Below are 23,062 nucleotides of genomic sequence, written 5' to 3'. Positions count from 1 at the left end.
CGTTTTCGCTGTGAACGCTGTTTACAGTGGACAAGGAAGTTATACGGATTTCGTTGCCGATTCTGGCCCTTTTTATCATTTGGCGGCCCTTAAGGACGATTGGTTACTGTGCTTCCACAGCTTTGAATGTTATAGGGGAAGGCAGGATCGTTGCAGTAATGACCGTATTCGGTATGTGGGTCATACAAGCTGGCGGTGCTTATGGCTTAGGATTTGTATCGGGTTTTGGCATGATCGGGGTCTTCCTAGCCATGTTGTTGGACGAAATTGTGCGGATGCCGGTTTTTGTTATCCGTTGGAGACTACAGAAACCGATAGAGATTCAGAAGACCGAGTTGGATAGTTGAATAACTTAGGATTAGGCTGGAGGAAAACTCTTCAGTCTTTTTTATGGATGGCAGGTAGATGGCAGAAATGCTGCGGAGTTCAAGGGCACAGTAAGCCAATTGGGAGCTTAAGTTTTCAAAGGATTTCGTAACTTTAGCAGCGATACATGGCTTCTTATTCAATTTATACTATATGGAAATAGATCTAGGGGGATGTCAGCATGATACAATATCGAATTGACGCGCGTGATGATAAGAAGAACATTTTCTCTGGACATATTCGCCAAGGGGGTTCGAATCCATCTGGTGAGCATCTCAGTTTCACAAATTACTATATGGAACGTAACGGCAAACCTTTTTTTTGCATATGCGGTGAAATCCACTTTTCTAGATATAATGAGTCTTTATGGGAAGATGAAATTGTTAAAATGAAGATGGGCGGCGTCAATGTGATCGCGACCTACCTGTTTTGGAATATGCATGAGGAAACGCAAGGCGTTTTTGAATGGGAAGGCAACAAGAATGTACGGAAGTTTGTGGAATTGTGTGGAAAACATGATTTATACGTCATTATTCGGATAGGTCCGTTCTGCCATGGCGAGGTTCGTAACGGCGGGATGCCGGATTGGTTATTCGGACGCCCGTTTGAAGTTCGTTCCAATGACGAGGGGTATTTGGCTTATGTCAAGGTGCTGTACGCGGAGATAAGCCGTCAAGTCAATGGCTTGCTATACAAACAAGGTGGTCCGATCATCGGTACGCAAATCGAGAATGAGCACAATCATTCAGCTGCCCAATGGGCGCTGACAACAGGTATTAGTAATATGTGGTTAAACAAGGGCAGCGATGGGAATAGCCACATGTTGAAACTGAAGCAAATGGCCATTGAGGCAGGGATTGAGACGCCAATTTATACATGTACGGCATGGGGAGGGGCGACGACGCCTACCGAAGAGATGATGCCGTTATGGGGCGGATATGCCTACTGGCCATGGATTTATTATGAACATGACCGCTTTGGTGAAGTGAAAGAACATCCGGCTACACCCGAGTACATATTCCGGGACAAGCACAACAATACCCTTCCGAAGACCTACAACTTTGAACCGTTATACAAGCCCGAAGATTATCCGTATATGTGCTGCGAAATGGGTGGAGGCATGACGCCATTTTATCGGTACCGCTTTAATTTTGAGTACAAAAGCGTTCCCGCTATGACGAGCATGAAAGTCGCAGAAGGCTGCAACATGATCGGTTATTACATGTACCATGGCGGTTCCAACCCGAAAGGTAAGCGAGATTTGTACTTAAATGATTTGGCTACGCCTAAAATTTCCTATGATTTTAATGCCATGATTGGCGAATTTGGTCAGGTGAGGGAATCTTATCGGAGAACCAAACTACAGCATTATTTCTTTTCACAGTTTGAAGATTGGCTCTGTCGTACGAAGACTATTCTACCTCCCGGCAGCGAAGCTATTGATCCTTGTGATGTCGATGCACTTCGTTACGCCGTTCGTGCAAGCGAGGGATCCGGGCTGTTGTTTATCAATAATTTCCAGGATCATGTCGAGACGAAGGATATGACAGATTTCAGCATTGAAATCGAACTGCAGGGAGGAGAAACGGTACGTTTTCCTGCAGATGGTGCGCTCCAAATTGGTAAGAACAGTCAATGTATGCTGCCTTTTCAATTTAACCTTGGCGGTATACACTTGCAATATGCTACCGCTCAACTAATCACGAAACTGGATGTTCAAGGCGAAAGCTATTATTTCTTTGTTGTGCCAGAGGGTATGCGTGGAGAGTTCGCTCTGAGATCAAGTACTTTGCAAGGTGAAGTAACGATAGACCATGGCTCAGTTCGTCAGCAAGGGGATCTGACTATTGTGACGCCAGTAGCAGCAGATATGGCTGCATTCCAAATGGTGTCAGATTCAGGAGCCGATGTTCATGTCATAACCTTTTCGGATGAGCGTAGTCTCGATTTCTGGAAGGCTGATATACAGGGACTGGAGCGAGTCATTCTAACTCGTGCCAATCTGCTTGTAATGAATGATCAGTTAAAGTTTGAGTCCACGAACGAGGAAGAAATTTCATTTTCTATTTTCCCGGATTTGAAGCAGTTCCACTTGCAAGGTAAAGCCGAACTTAGGGGTAAAGAGCAGAATGGCTTATTTACAACTTATAATTTGAGGGTCGAGCGCAAAGAGATTTCTTTTACATGTTCGCAAGTTAATACGGATAAAGCGGAGCTTCAGTTTGCTAAAGATGCTTTCGATAACGTTAAACAAGTCTTGTTGCGTGTGGATTATTCAGGTGATATCGGATATGCCTTCATTGACGGTGATCTCATCAATGACAACTTCGGAAATGGAGTTACATGGGAGGTTGGTTTGAAACAGTTCCAAGAACGTTTGCTGGAGAAAGGAATGTACATCTACATTTCTCCAGTCAGAAAGGGATCGTTCGTAAACAGTAATACAACGATGGCTGGTTGGAGTGAGCAAGCAACAGAACTCATTGCTGATCTTCAATCCATTCGTGCAGTACCGGTATATGAGGTAATTGCAGATATCTAATCGAATTTAGAATATCAGTTACCATGAGATACGGTATATAATGATGAATAACTAACATGATAGTGAACATTGTAGCAGACCGCGTAGGCGGCCTGCTTTCTGTTATTTGTTTTCTTTTTGCGCCGAGGAGGAATCTGTATGAGGTTAATGATTGTAGATGATGAGGAAAGAACAAGAGAGCTGCTTCGTAAACATATTGCTTGGGAAGAGATAGGGATTACGGAAGTTCAAACGGCTCGTAATGGCCAAGATGCGCTTCAGATTTGTGCCGGGTGGCGGCCTGATATTATCCTTTGCGATGTTCGGATGCCGAAGATGGATGGAATTGAATTCGCGAAGCGTCTTCGATGGACGGATGCACTGTGCAAAATCATTTTCTTGAGTGGGTATTCCGATAAAGACTATCTCTTGTCAGCAATTCAATTAAAGGCAGCAGACTATATAGAAAAGCCTATCAATATGAAAATCGTTCGAAGTGCTGTAGAAGCGGCTGTATCACAGCGAATAGAGGAGGATGATCGGATCAAGAGAGAAAAGCATTTAGAAGCGGGATATGAGCGCAGTCTGCCATTTCTCAAACAAGATATCGTCCGTAGACTGATATCCGAAGGAACTTCACAAGAAATGGTTAATTTACTTCGTTATCAGCATTCCTTACCCTATCAAATTGACGGTGTTTTCACGGTAATGGCTGTTTCCTTGTACTGGGTACCCTCAAGTCTGCCGGAAGATCCTGGTCTCATTCAAGAGAAACTGCTTCATCAACTGAATGAACATCCACTTCTGATGACACTAGGCGGACTTTGCGGATTCGATGCGATCAATTGGCTCATCCTCATTTTGCCCGAATCTTATGGAAGCGCATACCGAGATAGCCGGGATGTGTTGGAACAGCTGTACAGCGAGTTAAGAGCGATGATTGACCCGCAAATTAAACTACAAGTAGGTGTAGGTGAGCCTGTGAAAGGGCTCGAGGGGATTCATCGTTCCTATAAAACGGCATTTGAAGCGGGGAATATGCATTTTTATAAGGAGGGCAGTCCGATCCTATTCGGTGATGCCATAGGGCAGAATGAGCCTTTCGAGACAGAACGAGAGCAGCTCCGCCAATATCGTGAGTTCCTGCGAAGGGGCGAGCTGAGTGAGGCTAGTGGTATTATAGAGAATTGGACGAAAGTCGCTTTTCTAAAAAAAGACCTGGACATCATTAGGGTGAAAGATGCTTACTTTCAATTGCTGCTTGTCACGCTGGAGATTGCAGCTATTCAAGGGCTCATGGAGCAGACCGAGGATGTGGAGAATCGTTATATATGGAAAGAGTTAGATAGAATTCCTACATTGAGCCTTCTTAAGTCGTATGTTCTCTCATTTTTGGAGCCTTTCAACAAGGAAACCAATGGTATAAACGGAGGCACAGGTAAGTTAAAGGAAGCGATTCGTTATATTCATGCCCACTTTCATGAAAGGGGCTTTACGATTCAGGCTATTGCGGATCATATTCATCTAAGTGAGACCTATCTATGTTCCTACTTCAAGAAGCAGAAAGGCCAAACGATTAAGGAATATATTACGCAAGTAAGGGCGGATAAGGCGATGGAGCTGCTTCGAGAGCATGATATTAAACTGTATGATCTAGCGACTCGCCTCGGATTTACAGATGCCAACTATTTCACAACCTTTTTCAAAAAATATGTCGGGTGTACACCCTCCGAGTATCGGGAGAAACATAGCAAATGAGAAAAATACACTTTGGTAAATATGCCAAATTGAGTATTAGAAACAAGTTGTTTGCTGCTTTTCTATGTGTGATCACGTTGCCCTTCTTGCTGCTTCTATTCATTCATCTGAATATGACGACGAAGGAATCGGAAGAACAAACGCTCTTCGCAGCTCATAAGGTACTGGAAGAAACGAAGTCGTATTTGGAATACAAGGCTGAGTCTATAACAGAAGTGCTGAATTTTATTGCCTTCAACGAGCAGGTGCAATCTTTAGTCATTGAAGAACCTAAACAATATGAAGATGTAAACTTGTGGGGAACAGACGCCAACAAACTATCCAAAATCTTGCTTCAGTCACGCTATAACGAGGATATTAGTGCGATCCAGATATACATGAAAGAAGGTTTGGCTGAAGCGACTGAGAACACGGATTATTTACCGCTTGATAAATTGCAAAACTTTGAATGGTATCAAACTTATAGTGCCTCTAAGGTCGCATTTACTTGGCTTCCATCCGCTTCTCTTGGCCAGAGTATGGGCAAGGATATGGTTTCAATCTTGAGGAAAATCCCGAATTCCCATAATATTCAACAGTTTAATGGCCTCGTTCGAGCGGAAATTTCTCAGAAAGCGATTCATGAGGTATTGGACCATGCTTCTATAACACCGACAGCTGCTGCTCTCTTGTTCAATGACAGAGGCGACTTGCTGAGCTCTTCGAGTAATTTTCAGAATATTGATGATGTGGTAAATCACATAAGGCAATCCGGTATAGTTTCGAATAAGAAGGATTATTGGAATGAAAATTTTGTGACAGGTGGCAAGCGATTGCTTCTCGGTATTAAGGAGATTCCGGCCACAGATCTTCAGATCGCCATACTCGTTCCTTATTCTGATATTTTGAATTCCAGTACGAAGGCGCGGAATCGACTAATTTCTATTTTTCTAATGATCATACCACTTATGCTACCCTTATCATTTTTTGTTGCGGGCTCAGCTACCAAACGTATTAGAAATTTAATTGTTCATATCCGTAAGGTGAGAAACGGCGATTTCGGGGTGGCACCGCTACCTGTCAGTGAGGACGAAATAGGGGAGCTAGCTCACAATTTCAATAAAATGGTACAAAATGTTTCCGAATTAATGGATGAAACATATAAGCTTGGGCGCGAAGTCAAGAACAAGGAATTAAAGGCGCTTCAGGCGCAAATTAATCCGCACTTTTTATACAATACGCTGGATTTAATCAATATTATGGCCATTGAGTCAGGTGCCAAAGACATTTCGACTGTCGTGGATGAATTGGCCGTTTTTTATAAGCTCAGCTTATCGAATGGGAAAGAAATGGTCACGTTAAAGAATGAAGTGATGCATGTCGAGGCGTATGTCCATATTCAGAATATGCGTTTTGGAAATAAGATCATGTTTGTCATTGATGTGCCAGTTGATCTATATGAACTAGAGGTTCCTAAAATTATTTTGCAACCTCTCGTTGAGAATGCTATTCTTCATGGCATTCTGGAGAAGGATTCCGAGCAAGGAAAGATCACCATAAGAGCGGAAAGGTCAGACAACGAGATTGTCATTATCGTAGAGGATGATGGTGTTGGCTTAACGGAGGAGCAAATCAAGAAGATTATGGTAGGTCAACTAAGCAAACGAACTGGCGGATTCGGTGTACGGAATATTATTGAACGAATTCAATTAACCTATGGAAATAAATACGGCCTGCATTACGAGAGTGAGGTAGGTCGCGGTACCATGGCCATCTTGAGATTGCCGGAATAAAGGAAGCTAAAGGTATCCTCAATAACAGTTTTTCAAAGGTAATCGTAACTTTGTCACGTATATGCTTTGTTTATCGTTCTTTATAATTAAGATATAAAGAACGAGACAACGAGGTGAGGGAATTGCGTGCAAAGGCACCTGCAGTACAACAGATTAACACACAGGGACAAAGCATAAAGGCTTCAAGATTAGCTATGTTTCTGCAAGAGATGAGAAAGCACGGGGTTCTTTACATCATGTTCATCCCTGTGGCCATTTACTTCATAATTTTTGCTTACTTTCCAATGGCAGGCATTGTAATGGCGTTTAAAGATTTCAATTACCGTCAAGGTATTTTCTTTAGTCCATGGAATGGGTTAGACAATTTTCATTACTTTTTCGTTTCAGGTAAGGCTTGGCTAGTTACGAAAAACACGATCATGTACAACCTTGTTTTTCTGGGGACGTATACGGTATTTTCTATTGCCGCTGCAATCTTTCTATCCGAAATTTATAACAAATGGTTCAAGAGGCTGGCGCAGACGTTCATGTTTCTTCCTTACTTCATTTCATGGGTAACGGTATCTGCATTTGTATATAATTTTCTAAACTACGAATACGGAATCGTGAATGTACTCCTGAAAAAAATTGGTTTCGAGGCATTGGATATTTACGCGAATCCGTCCTACTGGTTTGTATTGCTTCCATTCTTATACGTTTGGAAATGGGTTGGTTATGGATGTGTCCTTTATCTGGCAGCTATAGTCGGGATCGATCAGGAAATATATGAAGCAGCTACAATTGATGGGGCTTCTCGCTTCCAACGAATTACTCGAATAACGCTGCCGTTGTTGAAACCGACGATGATTATCTTGCTATTATTAGGACTTGGTCGCATTATGCGTGGAGAGTTTGATATGTTCTATCAGTTGATTGGCAATAATGGAACACTTATGGATGCCACAGACATTATTGATACTTTGGTATTTCGTTCACTAGTAGGCACACAAGATTTTGGAATGGCTTCTTCTGTCGGATTCTATCAATCGGTCTTGACACTTGTCATTATTCTTTTAGCTAACTGGGCGGTAAGACGATATGACAAAGAACAAGCACTCTTTTAGTAGAAGAGAAATGGAGGGAAGAAAGAAATATGGAACAGAATAAATTAAATGCAGCACCGGTGTTTCGAGCTATTTCTTATATAGCTATTGCGATCATTGCTCTCGTATGTGTCATTCCATTCATTGTTTTGTTATCAGGTTCAATGTCATCAGAGAGTGTCATTCTGAAATCAGGATATTCGCTGCTACCCAAAGATTTTTCGCTTGATGCTTACGCATTCATTTTCAGGTATCCGCAAGATGTTGTGTCGGCCTACCGTGTGTCACTAATCGTGACAGTGGTTGGTACGGTGGTCTCGCTTTTCTTGTCCTCGATGGCTGCTTATGTGTTATATCGTAAAGAAGTCAAATATCGTAACGCACTTGCCTTCTTTCTTTTCTTTACGACGTTGTTTAACGGTGGACTTGCGCCGTACTACATTATGATTACGAAGTACATGCATTTGAAAAACACGATGTTAGTACTGATTTTGGTCCCGCTATTTAACGTATTATACATTCTAATTCTGCGAAGTTTTATTCGTAGCTCTATTCCAGAGGCATTGATTGAGTCGGCGAAGATTGACGGTGCTGGAGACTTTCGAATTTTTGTTCAGTTGGTGCTTCCGCTTTGTAAGCCAGCACTCGCCTCGATTGGCATGTTCACAGCCCTGGGGTATTGGAATGACTGGTGGACGGCACTTATGTTCATTGATAAAGCGAATTTAGTTCCACTCCAGTATTTGCTTTATAAAATGCTATCTTCCATTAACTTATCTTCTTCGATGTCGCAGCACGTGTCCAACCTGGATCAGCCCAAAGAGACATTTAAGTTGGCCTTAACCGTTATTGCAACAGGACCTATTGTCATACTGTTCCCCTTCGTTCAGAAGTACTTTGTAAGCGGTGTTACAATTGGAGCTGTCAAAGGCTAAAACTCGCTATGCAATCCTGTAAGGATTCACATAGAAACCACAAGGTAGATGAGAATAGGGAGGTTGTCTTTTTGGGGAAAATTAGAAAAAGTATGGTTGTCACACTTGCTACCGTTCTCTCGGTAGGTACACTCCTGGCAGGATGTTCAAGCAGCAAGAACGAGGCTAGTCCAAGTCCTGTCTCTTCAAGCGGTGCTAGCCCAGCTGCGTCGGCTTCAGCGAAAGTTGATAATTCGAAAGAAGTTAAATTGGTTACTTATCTATTGGGTGATGCACCTAAAGGAATGCCTGAAGTTTTGAAGGCTTTAAACGAAAAGCTTAAGAAGGACATTAATGCCACAATTGATCTTAGATATATCGGTTGGAGTGATGTCAAATCCAAATACCCATTGGTGCTTGCATCTGGTGAGGATGTGGATATGATTTTTGCAGCAGATTGGAACTTCTATGTGCAAGAATCAACAAAGTCTGCCTTTTTGCCGATCACGGAAGATATGCTGAAGACTTATATGCCAAAACATGCGGCGAAGTTAGATCCATCGGCGTTGAAAGCAACACAGGTAAATGGGAAATCCTATATGATTCCGACTTCAACACCTGATCGTAAAGTAAGCGTTGCTCTGATCCGAAAGGATATTAGAGAAAAAGCGGGTTTAGCAGAAATCAAACGTTTTTCAGAGATAGGACCATATATGGAAGCGGTTAAAAAGAATTATCCCGAAATGGTTCCGTTGAATTTGGATAGTCAGTTTGACCTACCTACCCCATATCAATACTTGATGCAAGATAAAGTAGGATATGCTGGGGCTCCTCTTGATTCTGGTGATCCGTTGGCACAAGGTACTGCTTATGATTATGAGGATAAATCAGGTAAAGTATATTCGATGGTTGAAGATGGACCTTTGTTTACGGCTCAGAAGTATGCAGCAAACATTATGAAAGATTGGTACGATAAAGGTTATATAAATAAAAATCCTTATGCCAATAAAATCCGTTCAAAAGATAACTTCTGTGAAGGTAAATCGGGTGTGGCTCTGGGTAATACAATTGACGTTGCATCAGTAATGACAGCGTGTAAAGCGAAAGGAATTGAAACTGAGGTTGTTGCCTCTGTTAATTATCAAGGTCACGCACCGCAGAACTCTTGGTTGAATAACGGAATGGCCATCGCTGCAGGTTCGAAGAATTCAGCGAGAGCACTTCAAGCGCTTGACCTCATCATGGAAGATCCTGCCTATGTTTATCTTACGTACTTTGGTATTGAAGGAAAGAATTATAAAGTCACTGATGGTAAAATAGGGCTTCCAGATGGCGTGACTTCCGAAACGAATACGTATCCGGCCGATGCAGCGGGGTTCTGGTTCGTTAATAAAGATTTGTTTAAACCAATGGGTGACTGGACAAATTCCTATGTTACACATTACAACAAAGTAAAGGATTATTTAATTCCTGTCACTTACGGTTCCTTTTCCTTTAATCCAGAAAAGGTGAAAACAGAATTAGCCAACCTGGCTAATGTTTCAACACAATATGCGAATCCATTGTATATTGGGGCTGTGAAAAGTGTAGATGATTCATTCAATACACTTACTGATAAAATGAAAGCAGCAGGAATTGACAAGGTAAAGGCAGAAGTGGAAAAACAAACAGGTGAATTTTTAAGTAAAGCCAAATAAGATCAGATAAATACACCAGATCCTCTTACAAGGATTGGGTGTATTCTGATTTTATAAGAATGAACAAGGAGGAAGAAGCATGTCATCTTATTGTGTGAAAGATCAACCGTATGAAGGTTATCTATTTGTTTATTTTACTGGTGAGTTTGAAGAAGGAGAGCAAGTTTATTTCTCACTAAGCCAAGACGGCTTGAACTGGAAAGACTTAAATAACGGCAGGCCTGTATTGAAATCCAATATCGGGGAAATGGGCGTGCGTGACCCTTTTATCCTCCGTTCTCCTTTGGATGGAAAGTTCTACATCATTGCAACAGATTTGCGCATTGCGAACAATAAAGGCTGGGATGTCGCGCAATATAATGGAAGCCGCTCAATCATCATCTGGGAATCGACAGATTTGGTTCATTGGTCGAAGGAGAGTAGCTTCGATATTGATCTCCCCGATGCGGGGTGTGTATGGGCTCCCGAGTCTATTTATGACGAGGAATTAGAGGAACATGTTATATTCTGGGCATCCATGATGATTAGGGAGGGGGAGGAGTCTAAACAAATCATTTACAGCTCCAGAACCAAGGATTTTAAGAGCTTTACGAAGCCAGGACTCTATATTGAGCGCGAAAATCATGTCATAGATACTTCAATCATCAAGGAGGGGGAGAGCTACTATCGCTTTTCTAAAGACGAAACGAAGAAGTGCATTATTCTTGAGCAAAGTCGATCTTTGTTAAGCCAAACGTTCCATGATCTAGAAGCTCCCGTTTTAGATAGCATGCTCGGGGTTGAAGGACCTATTATATTCAAATTCAATGACCGGGACGAGTGGTGTCTGATGGTCGATCAATTTGCAACCCATAAGGGTTATCTGCCCTTGGTCACAGAAGATTTATCAAGTGGTCATTTCCGTGTTTTGAATTCAGATGAATATTTCCTTGGCAATACAATGAAAAGGCACGGATCTATCTTGAATCTGACGAGGGCCGAATATGATGCCTTATTGAAAAGCTATCTTCATGATAGCCTACATTAATATCTGATTGCTTAAATAAATATAGATTCAAAAAAAAGGAACACGAACCCAATGGGCTATCGTGATCCTTTTTTTGTTTTAGGATAAAATGCACGAAGGCTACTTGAGGAATTTTTCAGAGTTGTTGAGACTGGATTTTCGGAAAGAAAAGCCGATTATTAAGTAAAATTATTAACTAAATATATTGCCATAAGTTAAGCTTTTCTATAAAAATAAAACAATGAAAAGGCTTGCATTTGGTTATTTCAAGTGATAAAATTACTTTGTTGGTAAAAAAATTAACTAAAGGTGTTGAGCCGAATGGCCACAATTAAAGATATTGCCTTACAAGCGAATGTATCAGCGGCTACAGTTTCCCGTGTAATAAACAATGATGCTACCCTCTCCGTTAGTGAGGAAACGAGAGAACGTATTTTTCTTATTGCAGAGAAGATGCAGTATAAACCAAACCGCATTAAACGTATGAAACAAGAAAGTGAATTAGCGAACAAGCAGGTAGGGCTGCTTTTATGGTTATCTACAGATGATGAGAAGGAAGACCCCTATTTCTCTGAAATTCGCATTAGTGTTGAGAAAAGATGTGACGAGCTTGGTATCAACATTGGAAGAGTTATTAGAGGAAATAATGTAGACTTGAACGCTTTTCATGGAATGGACGGTTTAATTGTTGTGGGGTCAATCGATGCGGAGGATGTTAAGAAAATATTCCCTGATCATAAATCGATTGTCTTGGTAAACCATTCTCTTGACGTAAGAGGCTTCGATTCCGTGAAAATCAATTTTAAGCAGGCAGTCGAAGATGTTATCGATCACTTTATTAATCATGGATATTCGGAGATTGGCATGATCGGAGGCCAGGATTACCTGTATAAGTTGGGTCCTAATAACAAAGGGCGCGCTTTCGTGGATAATCGTCAAATTCATTTTGAGGAAATCATGAACAAAAAAGGACTCTTAAAGCAGGAGTTTATGGTAAATGGGGATTGGACAACGATGAGCGGTTATGAGCAAATGAAGGAATTGCTCAGAAAGCCGACTCGTCCGCGAGCGTGTTTTATTGCAAGCGATCCGATGGCCATCGGTGCCCTGCGGGCACTACACGAGCAAAAGGTGAATGTACCGGAGGAGATGGCCATCGTAGGATTTGATGATATTGAGGTATCGGCATTCATAAACCCTAGATTGACGAGTGTAAGGGTATTTCCGGAGCAAATAGGTAAAACGGCTGTGCAACTGCTTCTGGAGCGTATGGAAGGCAGGGAAACGGCAATCCATGTTGAGATTGAAACGGAGCTAGTCGTAAGAGAGAGCTGCGGGGGTAGCGTTCTGAGCACTTAGACGTACATTCTGTTCGGGGGGTGATGGATGAATTACAAAGCGAATTGAAATAAAAACGCCCAGTCACGGCAATGACTGAGCAGGTTTGAAAAACTATCAATATTATTGTACCGAAAGTAAAGAATCCGTTCAACTACTATTTTAGGGGGTACTCTATGAAAAAGGCATTATCAATTACTGTTGCGGTGGCATTAGTAGCATCCGTTCTTAGCGCTTGCGGAGCAAAAGAATCAGCTACAGGCAACGGGAACAAAGTTAAAGTTGAGTTTTTTCAATATAAATCCGAAGCTGTTGCTACATATGATGCTTTAATTGCTAAATTCGAAGCGGCAAATCCTAATATCGACATCGTTCAAACGAACGTTCCTGAAGCAGGGACGGTTCTGAAAACACGCGTAGCAAAAGGTGAAGTACCTGATATTATCTCCGTAGGCGGCGACGCCCAGTTCGAGGATCTTGCTAAAAACGGTGTTTTAGCCGATATGACCAATTACCCTGGCCAAGCTAACATCATTGATGGCTACAAGAAAACCCTACAATCGGTTACAGGCTCCGACAAGCTTTACGGAGTTCCTTACGCTGCGAATGCTAACGGTATTATCTATAACAAAGATGAATTCAAAGCACTAGGCTTAACAGTTCCAACTACGAAAGATGAAATGGATAAAGTGATCGCTGCCATTAAAGCTGCGGGTAAAGTTCCATTCCATTTTGCTTTCAAAGATGCTTGGACGGCTCTTCCAGCTTGGAACGTATTTGCGGCAGATCTGCAGCCTGCGGGCTTTTACGCGGACCGTAAAGCAGGCAAAACAACCTTCGCAGCCAGCCATAAAGACATGTTGAAGCAGTATGTTGACTTTATGCAAAACGGCCAGCCTGGAGATCGCTTCGCTGATTCGTATGGGGATGGAAATACGAAGTTCGCCAAAGGTTCTTCTGTGATGTATCTGCAAGGCGTATGGGCTATTCCTGAAATTGTAAAAGCAAATCCGAATATCAAACTTGGTGTTTTCCCTTACCCGTTGACCAATGATAAATCCAAGAACTTGCTCGTTTCCGGTGTAGATGTACTGTTTGCTCTTTCTGCCAAATCCAAGGCATCGGCAGAAGCTACAAAATTCATCGATTTCCTGATGCAATCGGATAACGCTCAGAAATATATTGATGAGCAAAAAGCATTCTCAACTATCAAAAATATTTTCCAAAAAGATGAAGCGTATTCCGATCTTAAAGCCGCGTTCGAAGAAGGCCGTGTAGCGGACTTCCCGGATCACTATATTAATGGCATGGCACTTGATGTCATCGTTCAAGAATTGATGCAGAAGAAGAATTTAGATGAAGCGCTGAAAAAAATGGACGCCGAGTACGACAAATTAGCGAAACGCTAAGACATAGTAGCATGCCATTAAGGGAGGAAAAGCATCGTTATCGCTTTTCTTCTCTCTATTTTATTGGGAGAAGGAGGGGTCAGGTTGAAAAGAAAAAATATGGGCACCTATCTGTTCATGGTCTTGCCCGCATCCATACTGTTTTTTATTTTTCATACAACGCCTGCATTAATGGGAATATTTTATAGCTTTACGGATTGGAACGGCCTTCGGCCAAGCTTTGAAATTGTCGGCTTAAAAAATTATTTGAATGTGTTTAAAGATAAAGATGTTTTGGACGCTTATTGGTTTACGTTCAAGTTCGCCATTGTGACTACGATTATTGTGAATATTGTAAGCTTATCCATCGCGCTGGCGCTGAACAGCAGAATCAAGTTTAAAAACTTTTTTAAAGGTCTTTATTTTATGCCGTACATTTTAAGCATGTTGATCGTTGCTTACATTTTCAACTATTTCTTTGCGAATTTCTGGATTGATATCATGAGCTACCTTGGGATTGAAAAATGGATGGTTAATCCACTAGGTAACTCCAAAGGCGCATGGCTGGCCATTGTTTTCGTTACGGTTTGGCAGTCTGCAGCCTTTAACACGGTCTTATACCTGGCAGGACTGCAGACCATTCCGGAAGATCTTTATGAGGCTTCCTCCTTGGATGGCGCAAACAAATGGCAAGAATTTTGGGGCATAACATTTCCGCTTATTGCTCCATTTTTTACGATAAATATGGTTCTTTCGCTTAAGGGGTTTCTACAGGTTTTCGATCAGATTCTTGCCCTTACAGGCGGCGGGCCTTTCGGTGTAACTCGCTCGATAGCCCTTTTAATTTACAAAAACGGTTTTTCCGGTAATGAGTTTGCGTTCCAGTCGGCGAATGCCGTTGTCTACTTTGTCATCATTGTAGCAATCTCGTTAATCCAGCTTCGATATCTGCAGAAGAGGGAGATGAATTTGTAATGAGGTTAAATCGGACCAATTGGTTTGCAACCATCTTCTTAGCCGTAGGCTCCATATTTCTTTTGTTTCCCTTGTATATGACCATCATGCTGTCGTTAAAAAGCACAGAAGAAATTGCAAAGAGCGTGCTCGCCTTTCCTGAAGTGTGGAAGCTGGATAATTTCCGCATTGCAGCGGAGAAGGTGAATTACTGGCAAAAATTTCGTAACAGTTCAATTATTACGGTACTTACCGTTTCGCTTACATTGCTGACAAATTCGTTTGTAGCGTACGCCATCAAGAGAAACTTTGACCTTAAGTTTTTTAAGGGGTTGTATTTTTATTTTGTTAGCGCGATGTTTGTTCCGTTTCCGATCATCATGCTCCCTGTGGTGAAGGTGACGGCAAAGTTTGGTTTGGATAATTTGTATGGTCTCATCGTGCTGTATATCGTGTACGGACTATCCTTTAATGTCCTGTTGTATGTTGGTTATTTAAGAAGCTTGCCACAGGAACTTGAAGAAGCGGCTGTTGTTGACGGTGCCTCGATCTGGCAAACGTTCTGGAAGGTTATTTTCCCGCTGCTGGCTCCTATTAACGCGACGGTGGCTATCATTACAACGGTTTGGGCATGGAATGATTTTATGCTTCCGCTTATCATGTTGGATCAAGAGTCACAAGCAACGCTGCCTCTTGCTCAGTTTATTTTTCAATCCAAATTCGGGCAGGATACCAACTTTGCGTTTGCATCCTACTTAATGGCTATGGCTCCGATGTTAATTGTCTATTTATTAGCTCAAAAATGGATTATTAACGGTGTTACTCGCGGTGCAGTGAAGTAAGAATATAGATCAGCATAGAGAGAGAAAGAGAAGGAGAGAAATCAGCATGTCGATTTTCTATCATGAGCAAGAAGGCGTGTTCCATCTTCAGTCCAAGGACATGAGTTACGTGATCCAACTGGCTAACGGGTATCCGGCTCATGTCTACTGGGGGAAAAAATTACGTTCCGAAGGGAATTTGTCTGGACTCCTCCGTTTTGTAGAGCGTTGTTCCTTTATTCCGAATTCGGTGTCTATGGACAAAAGTATCTCGCTGGATACTTTACCTCAAGAGTATCCCCAGTATGGGAGCGGCGACTTCCGGAACCCGGCGTATCAGGTTCAATTGAAGGATGGGACGCGGATTACGGAGCTGAAGTACCTGACCCATCGGATTATGCAAGGAAAACCAGCTCTTGCAGGTTTGCCCGCCATTTACACGGAGGAGGGAGATGATGCGCAAACTTTAGAATTAGAGTTGAGCGACAGCTATTCTGGTCTTTCTGTGATTCTTTCCTATACGGTATTCGGGGCATTTAATGTGATTGCTCGCTCTACCCGTTTCGTTCATAAAGGCGAAAGTCCGGTTAAACTAATTAAAGCATTAAGCGCCAGTGTGGATTTCCAGGACGCGGATTACGAATGGCTGCAGCTGCACGGCTCGCATGTTCGGGAACGCCAAATGGATAGAAAGCCTCTGGGTCACGGTGGCACAATCGCTGAGAGCAGACGGGGCTCAAGCAGCCACCAGATGAATCCCTTCGCTGCCTTACTTCGCCCAAATTGTGACGAGGATCACGGGGAGGTCTTTGGCTTCAGTCTCGTATACAGCGGGAATTTTGCCATTCAAGCAGAAGTGGACCAGTTCAATACAGTCCGGGTCTCTATAGGGATTAATCCCTTTGACTTCTCCTGGAACTTGAATCCAGGTGAAACCTTCCAAACGCCGGAAGCTATAATGGTCTACTCTTCCGAAGGATTGGGCGGTATGTCACGGACCTACCACAAATTGTATCGTACCCGTCTCTGCAGGGGTGTCCATAGGGAACTAGAGCGTCCGATTCTGGTCAACAACTGGGAAGCGACATATTTTAACTTTAACGCGGAAAAAATTGAAGCCATCGCCGAAACCGCGGCTGATCTAGGCATCGAGTTGTTCGTTCTGGATGACGGTTGGTTCGGCAAACGGGACAGCGACAACAGCTCTCTTGGGGATTGGACCGTAGATCTTAATAAGCTGCCGAACGGATTGGAGAATTTGGTGCGCCGAGTGAACGAGAAGGGCTTACAGTTCGGTCTCTGGTTTGAGCCTGAGATGGTCTCTCCCGACAGCGAGCTATACAGGTCGCACCCGGATTGGTGCCTGCACGTACCGGGTCGGAGAAGGACGGAAGCGCGGGACCAGCTGATTCTGGATATATCGCGAAAGGATGTCCGGGATTATCTGTTTGATGCTTTGAGCCGCATTCTGTCCTCTTCACAGATCTCTTACGTCAAGTGGGATATGAACCGAAACATGACGGAAATCGGTTCGGCGGAGGCAGACCCAGGGCATCAACAGGAGACGGCCCACCGCTATATTTTGGGACTCTATGAGCTGCTGGAGCGCCTAACATCCCAATTTCCGGAGGTTCTCTTTGAGAGCTGTTCCGGCGGCGGAGGCCGCTTCGATCCTGGGATGCTCTATTACATGCCACAGACCTGGACTAGTGATAACACGGATGCCGTGGAGCGATTGAAGATCCAGTACGGGACATCGATTGTCTACCCAATCAGCACAATGGGCGCCCATGTGTCCGCAGTGCCGAATCATCAGGTGGGGCGTATTACGCCACTTACGACTCGCGGTGATGTAGCGATGTCAGGCAATTTTGGTTATGAAATGGACCTGACCAAATTCTCAGAGGAAGAAAAGGCAATTGTGCGGAAGCAGGTCGCTGATTACAAAGAGATCCGTTCCTTGGTACAAAAGGGTGATTTCTATCGTCTGAGAGACCCTTTCGTAGGAAAAGGGAACGAAACAGCTTGGATGTTCGTTTCCGAAAACCGTGAGGAAGCTTTGGTCTTTTACTTTCAAGTGCTCGCTGTACCGAATGCGCCTTTACAAAGATTAGCCTTGAAGGGCCTGAACCCAGAGCTTGATTATCAGGTGGAAGGCTTGGAGGAATCTTTCGGAGGTGATCGTCTCATGCAGGCAGGAATCCATCTTCCTATGTTCCATCACGATTATGCAAGCAAGTGGTGGAGGGTGAAGGCGTTTACTGATATAAACGGTATGGGTGAAGCTTGATCGAACGCCGCCAGAGCTCATAAAGGAAACTCATACAGGAGTCGGACATCGTGCTGACGAATAAAGCGCCACTTCGTATAATAGCGTGAAGAAGTAAAATGAAATTAGTGTCTAAAGGAAAGTCTCTTCCGAATATCGGGGGAGGCTTTTCTTTATTCTCTGAATGAAGCAATCATTTTACTTTGGAAGCTTGCTTGTTTTTCGATACACGCTCGGACTGGTTCCGACAACCTTACGGAACAAGTCGTTAAAGTGCCCTGTGTCCCGATAACCAACGCTTTCTGCGATATAAGAGATCTTGTTATTCGTTTCTACTAATAATCGACAGGCATATTCGATCCGTTTGTGTTGGAGAAACTCCGAAAACCCTGTTCCTGTTGCCGATTGAAATAATCGAATGAAATGACGGTTACTAATGCCAAACATGGCGGATAGTTTTTCAACGGATAACCTCTCAGTAAAATGGAGTTGTACATAATCCAAAATACTCGACAGAATCGAACTAAGGTGGACAGGTTCAACGACTTCCTCTAACGCCTCTCGATGCCAAAGGCGGGATATGCGTACGGAGAGTTGCATAAGACTCCCAATAATGGACGTTGCAAAACTGGATTGATGCTCTGAAAACTCTCTATACATATGCTCGAACAAGCTCACCAGTTCCATGGTTTTGTCGACAAGCGCGACGTGGCTACCGGGTTTGCCCATGAAAATTGAGAACGTTTGGTTCCCGGAACCATCATATCGCAACAGCCACACCGTAAGATCATCCAAGAATTCTGGCCGGATACAAAGGTTGTAAACAACGAGTTTGTTTTTGTTCGATACTCCGCTCGGTCGAAATACGTGCGAGGTCCCGATCGGCAGCACGTACAAGCACCCCTTATACGTCCGCTCGACGAGATCACCGACATAGTGGTAGCCTTCGCCTGCCATAACATACACAATTTCGATATAGGCGTGATCGTGTTCCCTCAATTCGAATCCTTCCTCCCATCTATTTAGGAAGAGCGGAAATTCGTCTCTAAAATGCTCCGAAATATTAGAATGATGGACAAAGGATCGGGCTGGGGACTTTGTGAGTTCATTCTTATTTTTGGCATATTCACCATGCATGATTGTCACTTCTCCCTGTGTTTCAGCCTTTTTACATAGTATACAATCATTTTTATAAGAACCGAAAGGGGATAGCTTCGATATGGAACAAAAGATGAATAGACAAACAGCAACCTGGATTTGGTATCCCGGCGATTTCGAAATTCGATTACATGAGAAGATGTCGGTCGTACGACGGGCTCGAGGCGTCATGTATCCGGCTTATTGGAGATTAGATCGCTGTTATTCGAACATAAAGTTTCGATATACGTACGATTTGGCGAAAGAGGAGCAAATTCACATAACGGCGGAGGGAAGGTTCTCATTTTACTTGGACGGTAAGGATAACTACCGCTCTGCAGACGCAGTCATCACATTGCCAGCCGGCCGGCACGTGATTAGCGTTAGTGTCTTCAATGATGTTGAAGCACCTGCGTTATTTATCGATGGCCCTACGGTGCGAACCGATTCGTCCTGGGAGGTCACCTCTTACCAGAACGACTGGATGCAAGCGGGATCATGGACGTTTGACACCATGGAATATCCGCCTTCGCAGTTCCGACTGCCGACGACCCCGCTGGAGCCCGCGACTTTAACGATGCGGGACGGTTACCCTCTGCTCGACTTTGGCCGTGAAACGTTTGGTTATTTGCAGTTCCACAACGTTACGGGCACAGGAACGGTACGTGTATATTACGGTGAGTCGATGGCGGAGGCACTTTCTCCAGACGAATGCGTCACGCTGGATCGATTTGAAGCACTTGAAGCTACAGACAACAGCGAAAATGGCATCTATACGTTTAAAGAGGCGAAAGCTTACCGTTATGTGTGGATTCATGCGGATCAGGGCGTTGGTTGGGAACGCATAAGTATGTTATACGAGTATGTACCGGTAACGTACCGCAGCTCCTTCCAATGCTCGGATCCGATGATGAACAAAATCTACGAGATGTCGCTGTATACGTTGCATTTGAACACGAGAGAATTTTTTCTGGACGGGATCAAACGAGACCGCTGGGTGTGGTCGGGAGATGCATACCAAGCGTTCTTGATGAACTATTACAGCTTCTTTGATCTTGATGTGACGCGTAGAACGTTGGTTGCGCTGCGGGGCAAAGACCCGCTCACCATGCACATTAACACGATATTGGACTATTCGTTGTACTGGTTTATCTCGTTGTATGACTACTATTTGTATACCGGCGATTTCGAATTCATTCAACAGTATTATGATCGAGCCGTGAGTCTAATGGACTTCTGCTTGAAGCAGCGAAACGAAGAGGGCATGGTGGAAGGCAGACCGCAAGATTGGGTGTTCGTGGATTGGGCGGACTTCCAAAACGATGGCGCCGTCAGCACGGAACAGATTTTGCTCGTGCGTGGTCTGGAGGCTATGTCGAGGTTTGCTTCTTTAATGGGAGACGAGGCAGCTGCCGGTAATTACGGTGACTTGGCGAAAGAGACGATATCCAAGACGCTCCGGATTTTCTGGGATGAGGAAAAAGGCGGATTGCTTCATCATCGGGTCGAAGGTGAAACTAAGCCGACGTTGACCAAACATGCAAGTATGTTTGCGATGACTTATGGCTACTTGTCGCAAGAACAACGAGATTCAGTTGTCCGCAATGTCATGTTAAACCCTGACGTACCGAAGATTCGCACGCCATATATGCGGTTCCACGAGTTGGCAGTTCTGTGCGAAAGCGGGGCACACGATTTGGTTCGTAGGGAGATACTTTCATACTGGGGAGGAATGATCGAGCTTGGCGCGACGACGTTCTGGGAGGAGTACGATCCTTCATTGGCGGACGATGAGCACTTTGGTATGTATGACGTGAAATTCGGGAAGAGCTTGTGCCATGCCTGGGGGGCTGGTCCGATTTACATACTCGGCAAATACTTTCTTGGCGTCACGCCGACTTCACCGGGCTATGAGACATACCGAATCGCTCCCAATCTCGGCGGTCTCGCGCATATGAAGGGGACGGTACCAACTGGAGCGGGGCAAGTTTCGGTGGAGATGAGCTTGAGCACAATTAGTGTCGAAAGTACGACGGGTACAGGGGTTCTTACGTTTAGCAGTGCGGAGAGTCCCGTATGTAACGAAGGCGAGGTACGGGATGTCGGTAACGGTTCCTATGAAGTAATTATTGAGGCAGGAAATATATATCGTGTTTCTTACCAGCCAATGAAATAAGGTATTTGTTCGAATGTTCGAATTATCAGGTTAGCCAGAAATATCTGGTTGGCCTTTTTTTTATGTTCTGAATAAGGAGGATATAGAAAAGCAAACAGTCGAAATACTGTTGTCGTCAGGTCGAAGATGAGGTGGCGGATGTTAATCCTGTTTCCTACAATGGCTTTAGGATATACGTACTTAGTAAAAGATTGTTGCAGCTGCGAGTATAAGGAGGAATGACAATGTTCGCACCACTCTCGTCCAAATATTCAAATCCAATTCTACCGGGCTTCTATCCAGACCCAAGCGTTTGCCGAGTTGGAGCCGATTTTTATCTGGTGACTAGCTCATTTCATTATTTTCCTGGTGTACCTATCTTCCACAGCCGGGATCTTGTTCATTGGCGGCAGATCGGGCATTGCTTAACGAGTAGGAGCCAATTGAACCTGGATGGATGCAAAAGCTCACTCGGCATCTTTGCCCCGACGTTGCGTTTCCACAAGGGTCTCTTTTATATGATCACAACCAATACGAATGGCTTTCGAAATTTCTATGTGTGGGCGAAGCAGCCCGAGGGGCCGTGGTCCGAGCCAGTATGGCTGGATTGGCCTGGGATCGACCCATCATTGTTCTTCGATGAAGACGGACGCGTGTATATTACGGGGAACGGGGGCTTTCTCGGTGACGAGGCATTAGGTATTTATCAGGCGGAGATCAACCCCGAAACTGGAAGTCTCTTATCCGAACGACGGTTCATTTGGGCGGGAACGGGGGCTAAAGCACCAGAAGGTCCGCATCTTTACAAAATACATGGGAAATACTACTTGTTAATTGCAGAAGGTGGGACGGAATATGGGCATATGGTTACAATAGCCCGAAGTGATCATCCCTACGGACCGTATGAGAGTCATCCGTTCAATCCGATCCTAACCCATCGCAGCATCGACAGTCCCATTCAAGCTACTGGACATGCAGATTTGGTAGAACTGGAAGACGGAAGCTGGTGGGCGGTTTTTCTTGGCATACGTCCTGCACCAGTCCAATTTGGAGGATTACATCATCACTTAGGCAGAGAAACGTTCCTGGCACCAGTCACATGGTCAACGGAAGGCTGGCCTGTTATCGGTGAACGTGGGAGAGTATCGGAAATGATGGATGCCAGATCTCTTCCTGTCACTGCGGAACCTATTTCTTATTTGCTCGAGGACGAATTTAATTTGAATCAATTAGATTTCAGTTGGAACTTCTTGCGAAACCCTGAGGAAGGTAGCTGGTCCCTGACGGAGAATCCGGGTCAACTCATGCTGAAGGGCTCGGCGGTAACTCTGGATGATGCGGATTCTGTTGCTTTCATCGGTCGGAGACAGCAGCATTTCTGTTGCGCCGTTTCAACTTCTCTTTCCTTTAATCCTACGTTAGAGGGAGAAGAGGCTGGATTAACTGTATATATGAACGAGAAGTTTCATTACGAGATCGCTTTGAGCTACCGGGAAGGGAAACGTAAAGTCATTTTTCGAAGGCGTGTAGGTTCATTATGGAAACTGGAACGGGAAGAGGAGTACGACGGACCTGACGGGATCATTCTAAGTATTGACGCGGATCCTTCCAGATATATATTCTCCTATACCAGACCTGGTAGGACACAAACAGCCTACGGCAGTGGGGAGTGCAGTTTGTTGTCGACTGAAGTGGCTGGCGGGTTTACCGGTGTCTATTTTGGGCTGTATGCAACGGGAAATGGAAGGAAGTGCTCCGCTCCTGCCCTCTTTGACTGGTTTCGATACAATCCGGAGTCTCAGCGTCGTATTTAGTTCTTTTGCTTTTGACTAGATTGAAGAACCGCCTTCACTGTAGGCGGTCTTTTTCAAATAAAGGAGGACA

General features: G+C 44.0%; 16 protein-coding genes. 15 read left to right on the top strand and 1 reads right to left on the bottom strand.

Annotated features, from left to right (window positions below):
• The first annotated feature begins 26 nt into the window (after window positions 1-26).
• The 13 genes from ACSQ8P_RS26280 to ACSQ8P_RS26220 all read left to right on the top strand — a co-directional run bounded on the left by ACSQ8P_RS26280 (window position 27) and on the right by ACSQ8P_RS26220 (window position 17,907).
• Window positions 27-347: a hypothetical protein gene (locus ACSQ8P_RS26280; RefSeq protein ID WP_436237887.1), complete on the top strand. Its 321-nt coding sequence runs from the start codon at window positions 27-29 to the stop codon at window positions 345-347.
• Window positions 348-547: 200 nt separating this feature from the next.
• Window positions 548-2,908: a beta-galactosidase gene (locus tag ACSQ8P_RS26275; protein ID WP_436237886.1), complete on the top strand. Its 2,361-nt coding sequence runs from the start codon at window positions 548-550 to the stop codon at window positions 2,906-2,908.
• A gap of 138 nt (window positions 2,909-3,046) precedes the next feature.
• Window positions 3,047-4,645: a response regulator gene (locus ACSQ8P_RS26270; RefSeq protein ID WP_436237885.1), complete on the top strand. Its 1,599-nt coding sequence runs from the start codon at window positions 3,047-3,049 to the stop codon at window positions 4,643-4,645.
• Window positions 4,642-6,417 (top strand): sensor histidine kinase, encoded by a 1,776-nt coding sequence (locus ACSQ8P_RS26265; protein ID WP_436237884.1) that lies wholly within the window; start codon window positions 4,642-4,644, stop codon window positions 6,415-6,417. The genes ACSQ8P_RS26270 and ACSQ8P_RS26265 overlap by 4 nt, the downstream gene beginning before the upstream one ends.
• 194 nt (window positions 6,418-6,611) lie before the next feature.
• A complete protein-coding gene (locus ACSQ8P_RS26260; RefSeq protein WP_436239609.1) occupies window positions 6,612-7,520 on the top strand; it encodes an ABC transporter permease in 909 nt (302 codons plus the stop codon).
• Between the two features lie 29 nt (window positions 7,521-7,549).
• A complete protein-coding gene (locus tag ACSQ8P_RS26255; RefSeq protein WP_436237883.1) occupies window positions 7,550-8,434 on the top strand; it encodes a carbohydrate ABC transporter permease in 885 nt (294 codons plus the stop codon).
• A 71-nt stretch (window positions 8,435-8,505) separates the two neighbouring features.
• Window positions 8,506-10,110, top strand: coding sequence for an ABC transporter substrate-binding protein (locus ACSQ8P_RS26250; protein WP_436237882.1), 1,605 nt, complete (start codon window positions 8,506-8,508; stop codon window positions 10,108-10,110).
• Between the two features lie 79 nt (window positions 10,111-10,189).
• The gene (locus tag ACSQ8P_RS26245; RefSeq protein ID WP_436237881.1) at window positions 10,190-11,137 is read left to right on the top strand and encodes a glycoside hydrolase family 43 protein; all 948 of its coding nucleotides are present in this window, start codon (window positions 10,190-10,192) and stop codon (window positions 11,135-11,137) included.
• A 300-nt stretch (window positions 11,138-11,437) separates the two neighbouring features.
• Window positions 11,438-12,475: a LacI family DNA-binding transcriptional regulator gene (locus ACSQ8P_RS26240; protein WP_436237880.1), complete on the top strand. Its 1,038-nt coding sequence runs from the start codon at window positions 11,438-11,440 to the stop codon at window positions 12,473-12,475.
• Window positions 12,476-12,630: 155 nt separating this feature from the next.
• Window positions 12,631-13,863, top strand: a complete 1,233-nt coding sequence (locus ACSQ8P_RS26235) for an ABC transporter substrate-binding protein (protein WP_436237879.1) — start codon at window positions 12,631-12,633, stop codon at window positions 13,861-13,863.
• A gap of 99 nt (window positions 13,864-13,962) precedes the next feature.
• On the top strand, window positions 13,963-14,817 hold the full coding sequence (locus tag ACSQ8P_RS26230) for a carbohydrate ABC transporter permease (protein ID WP_436239608.1): 855 nt from the start codon (window positions 13,963-13,965) through the stop codon (window positions 14,815-14,817).
• Entirely contained in the window at window positions 14,817-15,638 is an 822-nt protein-coding gene (locus ACSQ8P_RS26225; protein ID WP_436237878.1) for a carbohydrate ABC transporter permease, read from the top strand. The genes ACSQ8P_RS26230 and ACSQ8P_RS26225 overlap by 1 nt, the downstream gene beginning before the upstream one ends.
• 46 nt (window positions 15,639-15,684) lie before the next feature.
• Window positions 15,685-17,907 carry an alpha-galactosidase gene (locus tag ACSQ8P_RS26220; protein WP_436237877.1) on the top strand — a complete coding sequence of 741 codons (2,223 nt, stop codon included), beginning with the start codon at window positions 15,685-15,687 and terminating at the stop codon, window positions 17,905-17,907.
• 177 nt (window positions 17,908-18,084) lie between these two features.
• On the opposite strand, the gene ACSQ8P_RS26215 is transcribed toward ACSQ8P_RS26220, so the two are convergent.
• Window positions 18,085-18,885: a helix-turn-helix domain-containing protein gene (locus ACSQ8P_RS26215; RefSeq protein ID WP_436237876.1), complete on the bottom strand. Its 801-nt coding sequence runs from the start codon at window positions 18,883-18,885 to the stop codon at window positions 18,085-18,087.
• A 220-nt stretch (window positions 18,886-19,105) separates the two neighbouring features.
• On the opposite strand from ACSQ8P_RS26215, the gene ACSQ8P_RS26210 reads away from it, so the two are divergent.
• Window positions 19,106-21,199 carry an alpha-rhamnosidase gene (locus ACSQ8P_RS26210; RefSeq protein WP_436237875.1) on the top strand — a complete coding sequence of 698 codons (2,094 nt, stop codon included), beginning with the start codon at window positions 19,106-19,108 and terminating at the stop codon, window positions 21,197-21,199.
• 224 nt (window positions 21,200-21,423) lie between these two features.
• A complete protein-coding gene (locus tag ACSQ8P_RS26205; RefSeq protein WP_436237874.1) occupies window positions 21,424-22,992 on the top strand; it encodes a glycoside hydrolase family 43 protein in 1,569 nt (522 codons plus the stop codon).
• Window positions 22,993-23,062: the final 70 nt, after the last annotated feature.

The sequence above is a fragment of the Paenibacillus sp. LjRoot153 genome, assembly GCF_964253085.1.
GTDB lineage: Bacteria > Bacillota > Bacilli > Paenibacillales > NBRC-103111 > Paenibacillus_E.
This window is presented reverse-complemented; position numbering and strand designations above follow the sequence as displayed.